Genomic DNA, 12231 nt, shown 5'->3' on the forward strand with positions numbered 1-12231 from the left:
GAACTCCTATCGAGGGCAAGTGCTAGCAACGCTAACCCTTCGATTTGTCGTTGGCAATAGCAGTGCTATTTGTTCTAGCCGTGCTACCGTTCGGCATGGCCATCGACGACCGCCGTGAGCGTGAACGAGCAGCCCGCCGGCGTCTGATCGTGTCGACGGCGCGCAGCGTCGCCGAGGCCGAGGGCTGGGACGCCGTCACCACCCGCCGGTTGTCAACGGAGATCGAGTACAGCCAGCCGGTGTTGTACAAGCACTTCACCGGGATGGATCAGATCGCCGATGCGGTCGCGGTCGACGGCTTCGGTGAGCTGGCGCAGGCGATCCGGGCCACCCACTCCGTCGCCGACGATGCAGGCGGTTCCCTGACCCGGGTCGCGTACGCCTACCTGGACTTCGCCCGGGACAACCCGGCGGTCTACGACGCGATGTTCACCCGGGCGACCGGTCTGCGATTCGCGGCCGAGGACACCCCGCCCGAGCTCGAGGCGGCGTTCGGCGAGGTGCGGCGCGCGGTCGCGGCGGTCGCCGGTGAACGGGACGCGGACACCCTCACCGAGGTGTTCTGGGCGGCGGTGCACGGATTGGTGACGCTGAGCCGGGCCGGCCGGCTCCGGCCCGGGTACGACGCGGAGCGGGTTCGGCTACTGGTCGACGAGTTCACCGCCGGGCCGAGACACTAGTTCTGCTGCGGGTCCTCCACGACGCCGGTAGCGCTCTGGGCCCGCTTCTCGTAGGCGGCGCGGGCCGTCGTGTCGAAGTCGAGAAACACCCGATCGGTGCCCATCTTGTTGGACAGCCAACGGCGGCCGCGCGGCGGCAGGAACATCACGGCGGCGGCCAGGAAGCGCGAGTAACCCGGAACAGAGATCGATGTTGTCGGGTTGTCCAATGCCTTGACCACGGCGGCGGCGATGTCCTCGGGCTGGACCGGCTTGGTAGCGGCGGTGGTGTGAGTGCCCGAGATCAGCTCGGTATTGGTGAATGTCGGCATGACACAACTGATCTGGACACCTTGAGGCGCGTACTCGTCCGCCAGCCCGGTGGACAGTCCGACCACGGCGAACTTCGTCCCGGCGTAGAGGGCCTGGCCGGGTACCGCGAGCATGCCGGCCATCGAGGCGATGTTCACGATATGACCGCTGCGACGCCGGACCATCTCCGGCAGGACCAGGCGGCAGCCGGTCAGCACGCCGTAGAAGTTGACCTCCACCGCGGTGCGCACCGCCTGATCGGAGTGGTCGAGGAAGGGTCCGACCGGCATGACCCCGGCGTTGTTGATCAGCACGTCGATGTGCCCGTCGCCGTCGGCGCGGGCCTTGTCCAGGAACGTGGCGAACGACTCCGGATCGCTCACGTCGAGCGGGTAGCCGGAGACCGGTCCGAGCTTGCTGAGCTGCGCGACGGCCGACTCCTCGAGCGCGACGTCCCGGTCGCCGATGACCACCCGCGCGCCGCGTTGCAGAAGGGCCCGCGCTGTTGCGAAACCGATACCCCGAGCGGCGCCGGTGATCGCGATGGTCTTGCCCCGGATGTTGTCCATGACCCGAAACTTTACAGGTGTCAACTTTTGGATGAAAGAGGCAGAATGGACAGGTGAACGGTTTGCGCTTCGTCCCGGTCGACGAGGGCGACGCGCTCGCCCAGCCGCTATTGGCGGAGCTGGCGGTCGAGTACGCCACCCGGTACGAGGCTCCCGAAGCGGCGGTCGCGCGGTGGCTGCGCGACCATCCGGCCGGCCAATTCCACCCGCCGGACGGCGGCATGCTCATCGGACTGCTCGGCGATCAGCCGGTGACCGGCGGAGCGTTCTGTCGCTTCGACGACGACACCGCCGAACTCAAACGGATCTGGACCGACAGCCGGCATCGGCGTCATGGCCATGCCGCCGCGCTTCTCGCCGCCCTGGAGGCCGAGATCTCGCGGCGCGGTTATCGCCGCATTTACCTCACGACCGGCAACCGGCAGCCCGAGGCCGAAGCGTTGTACGACAGCGCCGGTTACACACGTCTCGATCAACCGCTGCCCAGCGACGCCGAGCAGTACCCGATCGCCTTCGTCAAAATGCTGTGAGGGCAGGCGGATTCACGACTCAGGCCTTAGTCGCCTGACGCGCCGCTTCGCGAACAGGTCCGATCCACAGGTCGCCGTGCCCGGGAATCAGCACATCGACGTCCAGTGCCGCCAACGCTGACAGGCTGCGCACACAGCCCGGTTCGTCGTGGTTGAACACCCGGTGCAGTAACTGCGGACCCTTGGTCGGGGACAACGGGTGTCCGGTCACCAGAGCGTCGCCACTGACGAGGACGTCGTCGACGATGTAGGAGCAGTGCCCGCCGGTGTGGCCCGGCGTCGGAACGGCCCGCGGCCGGCCCGGCAGCGTCTCGGCGACGGCCGGCGTGAGGACGCCGGCTGTAGGGATGCCATCGTGGATGAGCGCACCCTTGCGCACAATGTCCAGCGACCACTTCACCCAGCGGGGCTGCCAGGCGTGCAGCACCAGGTCGACCGGGGACGCCTGCTGCAGATACTCGCGTTTGGCGTGGCCGACCTCGTCGGCGTGGCAGTAGACCGGTGTGCCGTGCGTGTTGGCGAACCAGATCGCGGTGCCGAGGTGGTCGACGTGTGCGTGAGTCAGCAGAATTGCCGTCACATCGGTCGGGCCGAACCCGAGTTCGGTCAGCGAGGCCAGGACGTCATCGCGGCTGCCGGGGAATCCGGCGTCGATCAGCATCACGCCCGCGTCGTCGGCGACCACCGTCCAATTGACCAGCGGCGTCTGCACCATGTGCACGCGATCGGTGATAGCGGTCAGTGCCACGGCCATGCCGCGAGTGTAGGCCCGCGCCCCCGAGTAGGACTCGGCCACTCGCTGTGCACCAAAGGGGAGTAGAAACGAGAGCGTGGCTGAACTGAAACTGGGATACAAGGCGTCGGCGGAGCAGTTCGCGCCGCGTGAGCTGGTCGAGCTGGCGGTGCTGGCCGAGGCGCACGGGATGGACAGCGCGACGGTGAGCGACCACTTCCAGCCGTGGCGGCACGAGGGCGGGCACGCACCGTTCTCACTGGCGTGGATGACCGCGGTCGGTGAGCGCACCAAGCGGCTTATCCTCGGCACGTCGGTGCTGACCCCGACCTTCCGGTACAACCCCGCCGTGATCGCCCAGGCGTTCGCCACGATGGGGTGCCTGTACCCGGATCGCATCTTCCTCGGGGTCGGCACCGGAGAGTCGCTCAACGAGATCGCCACCGGCTACGAGGGGGAGTGGCCGGAGTTCAAGGAACGCTACGCCCGGCTGCGCGAGTCGGTGCGGCTGATGCGTGAGCTGTGGCTGGGCGACCGGGTCGATTTCGACGGTGAGTACTACAAGACCAAGGGCGCCTCCATCTACGACGTGCCCGAAGGCGGCATCCCGATCTACATTGCCGCCGGTGGTCCGCAGGTGGCCAAGTACGCCGGCCGCGCGGGTGACGGATTCATCTGCACCTCCGGCAAGGGCGAGGAACTCTACAAGGACAAGCTGATCCCGGCGATGAAAGAGGGCGCCGAGGCAGCGGGCAAGAACGCCGACGACATCGACCGGATGATCGAGATCAAGATCTCCTATGACACCGATCCCGAACTGGCGCTGGAGAATACGCGGTTCTGGGCGCCGCTGTCGCTGACCGCCGAGCAGAAGACCAACATCCACGATCCCCTCGAGATGGAGAAGGCCGCCGACGAGCTGCCCATCGAGCAGGTCGCCAAACGGTGGATCGTGGCATCCGATCCCGACGAAGCGGTCGAAAAGGTCGGCGACTACGTCAAATACGGTCTCAACCACCTGGTGTTCCACGCCCCAGGGCATGACCAGCGCCGGTTCCTCGAGTTGTTCCAGAGGGATCTGGGGCCGCGGCTGCGCAAGTTGGGTTAGGAGCGGTCCGAATTCTCGAAACCGGCAAAGCGCAGCCACTTTCCGGCCGCGGTCATCAGTTCATCGAACGGCTTGAGCTGCAGACCGGGATAGTGTTCGGCGAACTTTGTTGACGGCAGTTTTCTCGCTGTGCCCTGAAGCCACCAAATCTGCTTGCTCACATCGGGTTCGGGGACGATCAATTGTGGTTCGGAAATCGGCGGCGAGAGCCGATCCCGCAACGCTTGCTTGATACGGCCCTTGGTGTCACCGGTCATCCGACGTTTGACGGCGCGCGCGGGTGCGACGTTGAACAGCTTTTGCCGCACCGCATGAAGTCGGCTCTCCCGGAACGCTGATTCGGGCAGCATCCGGACAGTCGACGGGTCGACGCGCACTTCGTGGGCGATCGCGCGATAGAACTCTGCCCACGTGTGCGTCTCCGCGTCGGAGATATTGAAGACACCGGAGCTGGGGTGGGGGGAGTCCGCGAGTTGAAGGAGATGGGCCATGAGGTTGTCCACATGGATCAGATTGCAGATCCCGCGCCCTTCGTTGAACAGGTAGGCGGTGCCGTCGAGCAGTGCCTTGGCGGGATCGACCAACCATCCCGCACCCGGTCCCCAGACCAGTCCCGGGCGCAGAATCACCACCTTCACCGGACCATCCGGCTGGGACCGCAACCACGCTTCGGCTGCCCGTTTTCCGTGGGCGTACTCCATCCAGTGCGGGCTGTCGGCCACCGAATCATCGCTCAGCTCGGGCTCTTCGGCTCTTCCGAACACCTCACCGGAGCTCATGTGCACGAACAGCGGAACTTGCGCCTCCTGGCATGCGGTGTACATGGCTTGCACGTCGCCGAGGATGCGCCGATCGTCTGCCAGGGTCAGGTTCACCACCATTCCGCATCCCCTGAGCAGTGGAACCAGAGATGCCGCATCGCCGGCGTCACCGAGTGCGAGCCGCGTGCCGAACCGCGCCAATCGCCCTTGACTGCGCGGTGATCGGACGATGGGAACGATCGGTATGTCTTCGAGGAGTTCGGCACGTTCGACGAGGCGGGCACCCACGAAGCTCGCCGCTCCGATGATTGCGATGGGCTTCGTCACGGACGGCCCGCCTTCCAGTGCTTGGCTCGCGCGGCTGCCTGTTCGTCTTCCGGCAGCCAAGAACAATCCAGTGCTTCTGCGTTTTCGTAGGCCTGCTCGATCGCGGCTTGGACACTCGCGGCCTGAACACCGGTGACGGGAAACGGTTCTCCGTAGCGAATGCACCGCAGCATGGCGACCAGTTCGGCATCGAAGCAGGGACGGAGATTGCCGGGCCGGATTCGCTTGCCGCCTCCTGGCGTGAGGTCCGTGGGCCAGGACGTGGTGGTCGGTATCAGTGACCATCCCTGTGGGGTCTTGCGGCTGTAGGTGCGAAGGTCTCCGCCGTCGAGCTTCACCTCGCCCAAGGGTCCGCGTATCCACAGACCGTTGTTCAACGGGTACTCCCAGCTGACCTGCATGATGCCTCGTGCTCGCGGAAACATCAGTTCCAGAAGCGAATTCGTCTCGACGCCATCGTCCAGGCTGTCGTCGAACGAGCGAGTGACCACCGGGTCGCCGAAAATCCAGGTCAACAGGTCCAGCATGTGCACACCGATATCCAACAGCGCGCCGCCGCCTGCTCGTTCGCGCCGGAACGCCGCATCGGTGGCCGCCTGCCAGCCGTAGGTACTTCCTTCGCGATAGGTGAACTCGAGTTCAGTCCCGAGTTCGCCGCTCGCGACAAGCCGTGCGACGTCGGCGAAATTCGAGTAGAACCGCCGGGGATATGCCACCCCCAGCACCCGGTCGGCCTTTGCGGCCGCGGCGTTCATCCGATCCGCCTCGGCCACTGTCGTCGTCATCGGCTTCTCGCACAGGACGTGGCAACCGTGTTCGAATGCCACACACGCATGCTCGGCATGGAAGCCCGGCGGAGAGGCGACGATCGCGAGATCGTAAGAGTTGTCCTGAAACGCCGCGTCGCAATCGGGGAAGTGGCGAGCCCGCTTGAACCGAGACGCGATTTGGCGTCCTCGCGATTCGTTGGGATCGACGACGCCCAGGACCTCGATGGCCTTGGCCTTTTCCATCCGACGCAGGGGTGGTCGGTAATGCTCCCCGACCACCGCTCCCGCGCCGATCAAGAGGACTCTGATCATCGACAGCCTTTCCCCCCGGCCAACAGGCCCAATTTCGCGGTCAAGCCTAGTACCTCAGGGACTCACGCACGATCAATCCTGCTCTGCGCGCTCTGTTGTGGGCGGTGACACCGGCCCCACGATGAGAGAGGCCAACGGCCGCGCGCGGGCCGGAACGCGCGAGAGGAGTCGACGTGCCAGCTCCGGATCCACCAGCCGCATCGCGCCGAACACGCGCAAAGCAACCAGGTACGTGACGACCGCGGCGGGTGTGGCCACCGCCAATGACCAAGCACCGCCGGTGTTTACGACGATGACATAAGCGACCGCGCCCTGTGCCACTGCGGCGAGCCCTATCACGCCCAATGCGCGATAGGGCGGATGGAATCCCAATTGGACTGCTGCGCAGACCATTTCGATGGCAATGACCAGAACCATGACGATCCCGCGCGACCAGGCCGCCCCCATCAGGTCGTAGCGGGGTATCAACACAAAGCCAAGCAAGACCACGCCAACCAGGCCAACTGCATTGGAAAACAACAGGATCCGAGTCTTGCCCAAGCTCAGGATGAGCTGCAGGGTGGTGCCGCCGAGACTGCTGAATGCCAGGGCGATCAGTAGTATGGACGCAACGGGGGCGGCGTCGGCGAAATCCGCGCCGAAAATGAACGGTATCAAGGCTGGTGCGATCGCCGCGAGACCGAGGCAGAGTGGCAACATCAGCATGGCCATGAGCGCCGTCATCGTCTTGTAGAGGCTCATCATGTGGGCGTGCGCGCCCTGGCCGCTCTGCTCGCTGAACCGTGGCAAGAGTGCCGAGAGCAGGAGCTGGGGCAGCTGTGCCGCTATCTCGGCCACCGTCAGCGCCACTGCGAACAAGCCGACAGCCGCGAGGGTGGCGTAGTGCTCGAGGAAGATGACCTGCGTTCGGCCGAAAACGAGATTGCCGATGATGGCGATCGTCCAGCTGACCGCCGTGAATCCGATGAGTTCTCGTCGCAGATCCCGCTCGACTCGAGGCTTCTTCCGCAGCTGCGAGAAGACTCGGCTGGCCGGCACAATGGTGCCCGCGACATTGCCTGCCAGGGCTCCCGGAATGCCGAACAGCCACGCGCCCACCACGGTTGTTGTGACCCTGAGCCCGGCCGAGACTGTCGACACCCGTGCGAGTGTGTCGAAGCGCTGTTCGCCCCTCAGATTGAACAGATACAAGTCGGACATGCGCCAGCAGATGAACCAGGTCAACGCGACCACGATCACGATGATCTGCGATTGCGCAGAACCCCCCCGGAGTGCGCCTCTGCCCGGCCCGTCGAGCCACAAGAACAACACCACGCCGACCACGAGCGCGACCACCATCGACAGCCGGGTGATCGCCCCGATGAGCCCATCGACCTCATCGTTGCGGTCCGCCGCGCGGAGGTTCGGAATGAAGCGTTGCTGCACGACATCGCTGCCCATGGTGGCGACGGCTATCGCGACCGTGACGCACCAGATGACGTACGCGACGACGCCGAGATCGTCGGGCCCCAGCAGCCGCGCCGCGATCGCGCTGCCGACGAAACCGGAAAGCGTGATGGCGGCGCCCGAAAGGGCGCCGAGAAGCGTGTTGCGGGCAAAGTTCGGCGCCATCTACCTCATTCCCCTAGTGACGCCTACCGCAACCGGCGCGATGCACGGCGATCATGTTGCTACCTCCGCGATTTCGCCGATGCCCCCATCGATGACGCCCTCATTTCTGTTGATATCAGAACGAGAGGCCCGTCAGCTGTGCCCAAGATATCGCGGCGGCGGTCATGGCACTGGGATGATCGCAGATTCGTCGGCGCGCGTTGAGCTCTTGGTGGCCAGATCCCGCGGCTAGACTTCGGCATGGCGAAGGTACGGAATCTGCCGCCACATGCGGGTTTCGTGAATGTGGACGAGGGGGCCCAGTGTGCGGCATAGCCGGAATTCGCCGGTTTGACGGGGAGTCCGTCGACCGGGAGACGCTGGAGCGCATGGCGGCGACCATTCGTCATCGGGGCCCGGATGCGATGGGTTTCTGGCTGGACGGTCCCATCGGGTTGGCGCACACCCGGCTGTCCATCATCGACCTGCAAGGCTCCCAACAGCCGATGGCCGATGCCGGCGGACAGCGTCACCTCGTGTTCAACGGCGAAATTTTGAACTACCAAGAGTTGCGCGCCGAGTTGTCCTATCCATTTCAGACGCACGGCGACACCGAGACACTGCTCGCTGTCTATGACAAGTACGGGCCTGCGGGAGTCAATCGCCTACGAGGCCAGTTCGCCTATGCGATCTATGACGCCGGTACCGGTGAAACCCATCTGTTCCGCGATCGCCTGGGGGTTTTGCCGCTCTACTACTACGCGGATAACCATCTGTTCGCCTTTGGTTCCGAGATCAAGGCACTGCTGCCGGTCATCAAGGGACCTGCGGTAGATGACGACAGCCTCAACGACTACCTGGCGCACCGGTCGGTACCTGCGCCCCACACCCTCGTCAGAGGTGTGCGCAAGTTGCCGGCCGGCCATCACCTCGTTGTCGCCCTCGACGGCAGCATCCGGGTGTCGGCCTATTGGGAATTGGCCGCTCGAGCCTCGGGCCGGAAGGTGGCCGCCGAGGAGGCTGTTGATCTCGTCGACCAGGCGCTGCGAACGTCGGTCCGCGACAATCTCGTCGCCGACGTACCGGTGGGCATCTACCTCTCGGGCGGGGTCGACAGCAGCCTGTTGACCGCCATGACCCGTCGTGAACACCCAGGGGAGCTGCTGCACACGTTCGGGGCGAGTTTCGGCGATGAACGCTACGACGAGACAGTGTGGGCCCGAAAAGTGGCCGAGCTCAACGGAACAACCCACCACAACGTCGTGGTGACCGCCGACGACTTCATGAACAATTGGTCGAAGCTCAGTTGGCAGCGGGACGGGCCGCTTTCCGAACCCGCGGACGTTGCGGTGTACCGGCTGGCGCAACTCGCACGCGAACAGGTCAAAGTCGTCCTGAGCGGGGAGGGCAGCGACGAGCTGTTCGCCGGCTATCCCAAGTACAAGTTCGCCGGCGCGACCCGCTGGCTCGGCGCCGTTCCCTCACTCGGGCTCCTCGGCCGCCTGGAGAACGCACTGCCGGCGAGCAAGGCTCGACTCCGGATTGCGATGCGCGCCATGGACGAGAGCACCTACGACGAGCGGCTGCGCGGCTGGTTTGCCCCATTCACGGTGGCCGAACGCAGCCGAATGACCGGTCGCCCGGCACTGCGCGGCGCACCCGCCGCGTACAGCAGGGGGCGTGGCGACGCCCTGCGCCGGATGCTCTACGCGGACACCCTGGTCTGGCTCGCCGAGAATCTGCTAGAGCGGGGTGACCGGATGTCGATGGCCGCGTCGCTCGAAACGCGCCCACCCTTCCTCGACCATCGCTTGGTAGACCTCGCGTTCGACCTACCGAGCAACGTCAAAATCCGTGACCGCAAGACGAAGTGGGTCGTCAAGCAAGTCGCGCACCGCTACCTGCCGGCCGAGATCGTCGATCGCCGCAAGGTCGGTTTCAAAGTCCCGTTGGATCGTTGGTTTCGGCATGGGTTGCGGGACATGGCATTCGACCTGCTGACCGGACCGTCGTCTTATGTGGGAAACAACTTCGACAAGGGGATGGTTGCCGCACTGTTGAGTGGTCATGCCGAAGGTGTCCGCGACGAGGAGTCGCGCATCTGGACGTTGCTGTCCCTGGAGGTGTGGCACCGCGAGTTCGCCGCGAGGACGAGCTGCTAACCGGTTCGCGTATATCCTTCGACCTGATAGTTGAAAAGCCCCGCAAACTGCCCGTACGCATAGAAAAGACTGAAGTACGGTCGGGCCTGGATTCCGCGGCGCCTGGCGAATTCCACCGGCAGAAACACGATGCCGTAGATCGCGCTCCTGACGGCTCTGCCCAGAGCAGCCAACAGCGAGTCGTGGTGCTTGCGCAGTACGCGGGTCTCGTTGGCGCCCTCGCGAATCGCGCGGCGGCGCACCCACTGCAGCGTCTGCCGGTCGGGTGGCACTTCTTCGTGCACCACTGCCTCCGCGCAGAAGAGCATCACCGCACCCGACAAACTGATCCCATAGAAGAAGTCGGTGTCTTCCCCGCCCGTCTTCGAGAACGACGGGTCGAAGCGCGGCGAGCCTGCGCGAACCCACATATCCCGTACCAGCAGAGTGTTGTGTGTCGGCGCGTGGCGGAGGCGATCACCGGTGGCGTGTGCTCGTCCGGTGAAGAAGCCACCACGAACCACCCATTCCGGTGCCGGCTGGAGGAAGGCGCTGACGACCGGCCCCACCACCACATCTGCTTGCGATTGCGTGGCGAACGTCGTCAGGGCGGCCAGCCACTCCGGCTGAACCCACTCATCGTCGTCGACGAAGATGACTGCGCGGTACTGATCGCCGAAGTGATCGAGCGCGCGGTTTCGGGCGGCTGAGATACCCGGCTCGGGCTCGACGACATACGTCGCCCCAATCGGATGTGTGGCTGCCACCGAACGGCCTGATTCCTCGGCGTCATTGTCCACGACGACGATATCCACGTTCAGGTTCGTCGACGCGATGGCCACTTCCAGACTGTCGAGTAATCGCTGAAGGCCGGCTGGGCGGCGGTATGTAGCGATCGCGATCAGGTAGTTGTCGGCCACAGAACGATTGTTCCATCGCCGGTCAGGGCCAGAACCGCATTCTCGATCAGCCGGCCGGTAACATGCACGACGAACCCGTGTGCCGTCATCTCGGCAACTTTGCCCGGGCAGCACGAGCGGAGGGCGGATGCAAGGAAGAGGCCGGCTGTTCATCACGTGTGATGCCGCGGCCGTTCTCCTCATCGTCTTCCTGTGGCTCCGAACAATCGGCTCCTTCACAGCGCTGTCGTTGACCGCAGAGAAGGTGTTCGTGCCCGTCGGCGCGGATCCGATCTGGCCACCCGCCGCCAACATCGTTTCAAAGGTGTTCTACCTGCTGGCGGTAGGTTTGAGCTTCTTCATCATTTTGTTCCGGATGAACGACATCACCCGTCCAGGTCTGTGGCGCATCGCTGTCTTGTTGGCGCCCTGGCTCTACATCATGACCCGGGGCCTGTACGCCGGCGGCGAGCTCAACGCCGAAACCGTTCTCTACGTGGTGGTGATATTGGCGTTGGCCGCCCTGCGCCCTCGCCCGCGCGTGCTTGCCGCATTGGGTGCACTTGTCGTGCTCACGGCGATCATCGCGATTGCGTTCGGATTCCTGGATCCGGATGCCGGCTTGGCGCACGGTGCAGATGGGACTCTTTACGACCGCCCTGACAAGGCGGTGTTCCCCTCGTTGGGATTGCTGCAGGGAATGTTCACAGCCGAGAACAGCCTTGGGGTGTACCTCGCAATCGGACTGGCAGCCGTGGCCATGCTGCCGCGTTGGTGGCGGTTCCTCGGGATAGCCATCGTCGGATTCGCCATCGCGTGGTCGTCGGCTCGGAATTCGATGTTGGCCACCGGCTTCATGCTGCTGCTTGGGGGCCTGGTCTGGGTTGTGACGCAGCTCGGATGGCCGCGTGCGGCGTCTTTGGTGGCTCGGTTGGCAGCTGGCGGGTTGATTGTGATCATGTGCGCGCTCCCATTGAGCGGCTGGCTTCTGTCACCGACGGGATGGGACGGCGACGCGTACACGGGCCGTGGTGTCATCTGGAATGGCTCGCTGACGGAATGGTCGACGAAGGGGATGCTCTTCGGTTTCGGGCGAAAATGGTATGAGCGGATCGTGGAAAGCGACACGTCCACGTTGATGAACGGAGCCTACTCAGGCCACAACGAGTTGGTTCACCTGCTCGCGACCGGCGGAATCGTGTTCGCGTTCTTGGCCGTTGGCGCCCTTCTCGTGCAGGCGTATGTCATCACAACGCCGAGAAGCCGCTATCTGGCGGTCGGTGCCATGTTGGTATCCGGGATTGCGATCAGTGGCTGGCTCGAGGTGCCGCTGCGCTTCGTCGACGGGTCGATGTACTGGACCGTGACGGTGATTCCCCTTGCGGTGTTGTTCCTGGCACCACGCGGCGATGGCGGTCATGAAATCCCTGGTCGATGAGAGGCAAACGAACTCGTCCAGTTTCGTCGTGGTGGCAGCGGGTCAATCCACGCGAACGACGATTGTTCGTCGCGATACCGGC

General features: G+C 64.6%; 11 protein-coding genes. 5 read left to right on the plus strand and 6 right to left on the minus strand.

What is annotated here, in order from left to right; all coding sequences use genetic code 11:
- The first annotated feature begins 95 nt into the window (after positions 1-95).
- Complete coding sequence (locus BST42_RS07920) at positions 96-680, plus strand: TetR-like C-terminal domain-containing protein (protein WP_083118367.1); 585 nt, start codon at positions 96-98, stop codon at positions 678-680.
- Here BST42_RS07920 and BST42_RS07925 read toward each other — a convergent pair.
- Complete coding sequence (locus BST42_RS07925; protein WP_083118037.1) at positions 677-1540, minus strand: SDR family oxidoreductase; 864 nt, start codon at positions 1538-1540, stop codon at positions 677-679. The two genes, BST42_RS07920 and BST42_RS07925, sit on opposite strands and share 4 nt — an antisense overlap.
- A gap of 53 nt (positions 1541-1593) precedes the next feature.
- On the opposite strand from BST42_RS07925, the gene BST42_RS07930 reads away from it, so the two are divergent.
- Complete coding sequence (locus tag BST42_RS07930; protein ID WP_083118038.1) at positions 1594-2070, plus strand: GNAT family N-acetyltransferase; 477 nt, start codon at positions 1594-1596, stop codon at positions 2068-2070.
- A gap of 19 nt (positions 2071-2089) precedes the next feature.
- Here the strand turns inward: BST42_RS07930 and BST42_RS07935 are convergent, their stop codons facing one another.
- Positions 2090-2824: an MBL fold metallo-hydrolase gene (locus tag BST42_RS07935; protein ID WP_083118368.1), complete on the minus strand. Its 735-nt coding sequence runs from the start codon at positions 2822-2824 to the stop codon at positions 2090-2092.
- Positions 2825-2900: 76 nt separating this feature from the next.
- Here BST42_RS07935 and fgd point away from each other — a divergent pair, with 76 nt between their 5' ends.
- Positions 2901-3911 carry a glucose-6-phosphate dehydrogenase (coenzyme-F420) gene (gene fgd / locus BST42_RS07940; RefSeq protein ID WP_083118039.1) on the plus strand — a complete coding sequence of 337 codons (1011 nt, stop codon included), beginning with the start codon at positions 2901-2903 and terminating at the stop codon, positions 3909-3911.
- Here the strand turns inward: fgd and BST42_RS07945 are convergent.
- From BST42_RS07945 to BST42_RS07955, 3 genes are all read right to left on the minus strand, one after another.
- Positions 3908-4999, minus strand: a complete 1092-nt coding sequence (locus tag BST42_RS07945) for an NAD-dependent epimerase/dehydratase family protein (protein ID WP_165760803.1) — start codon at positions 4997-4999, stop codon at positions 3908-3910. The genes fgd and BST42_RS07945 overlap by 4 nt on opposite strands.
- Complete coding sequence (locus BST42_RS07950) at positions 4996-6081, minus strand: Gfo/Idh/MocA family protein (RefSeq protein ID WP_083118041.1); 1086 nt, start codon at positions 6079-6081, stop codon at positions 4996-4998. The genes BST42_RS07945 and BST42_RS07950 overlap by 4 nt, the downstream gene beginning before the upstream one ends.
- 72 nt (positions 6082-6153) lie before the next feature.
- The gene (locus BST42_RS07955; RefSeq protein ID WP_083118042.1) at positions 6154-7692 is read right to left on the minus strand and encodes a lipopolysaccharide biosynthesis protein; all 1539 of its coding nucleotides are present in this window, start codon (positions 7690-7692) and stop codon (positions 6154-6156) included.
- A gap of 302 nt (positions 7693-7994) precedes the next feature.
- On the opposite strand from BST42_RS07955, the gene asnB reads away from it, so the two are divergent.
- Positions 7995-9833: an asparagine synthase (glutamine-hydrolyzing) gene (gene asnB / locus BST42_RS07960; RefSeq protein WP_237159310.1), complete on the plus strand. Its 1839-nt coding sequence runs from the start codon at positions 7995-7997 to the stop codon at positions 9831-9833.
- Here the strand turns inward: asnB and BST42_RS07965 are convergent.
- Positions 9830-10732: a glycosyltransferase family 2 protein gene (locus tag BST42_RS07965; RefSeq protein WP_165760804.1), complete on the minus strand. Its 903-nt coding sequence runs from the start codon at positions 10730-10732 to the stop codon at positions 9830-9832. The two genes, asnB and BST42_RS07965, sit on opposite strands and share 4 nt — an antisense overlap.
- Positions 10733-10982: 250 nt before the next feature.
- Here BST42_RS07965 and BST42_RS07970 point away from each other — a divergent pair, with 250 nt between their 5' ends.
- Positions 10983-12149 carry an O-antigen ligase family protein gene (locus BST42_RS07970; protein WP_133057424.1) on the plus strand — a complete coding sequence of 389 codons (1167 nt, stop codon included), beginning with the start codon at positions 10983-10985 and terminating at the stop codon, positions 12147-12149.
- Positions 12150-12231 lie beyond the last annotated feature (82 nt).

Source organism: Mycolicibacterium rhodesiae (assembly GCF_002086695.1).
Taxonomy (GTDB): domain Bacteria; phylum Actinomycetota; class Actinomycetes; order Mycobacteriales; family Mycobacteriaceae; genus Mycobacterium; species Mycobacterium rhodesiae.

Excerpts from the sequence above, each read along its gene's own strand:
- BST42_RS07950 (WP_083118041.1), bottom strand. The coding sequence starts at position 6,081 with ATGATCAGAGTCCTCTTGATCGGCGCGGGAGCGGTGGTCGGGGAGCAT.
- BST42_RS07920 (WP_083118367.1), top strand. The coding sequence starts at position 96 with ATGGCCATCGACGACCGCCGTGAGCGTGAACGAGCAGCCCGCCGGCGT.
- BST42_RS07925 (WP_083118037.1), bottom strand. The coding sequence starts at position 1,540 with ATGGACAACATCCGGGGCAAGACCATCGCGATCACCGGCGCCGCTCGG.
- BST42_RS07955 (WP_083118042.1), bottom strand. The coding sequence starts at position 7,692 with ATGGCGCCGAACTTTGCCCGCAACACGCTTCTCGGCGCCCTTTCGGGC.
- BST42_RS07935 (WP_083118368.1), bottom strand. The coding sequence starts at position 2,824 with ATGGCCGTGGCACTGACCGCTATCACCGATCGCGTGCACATGGTGCAG.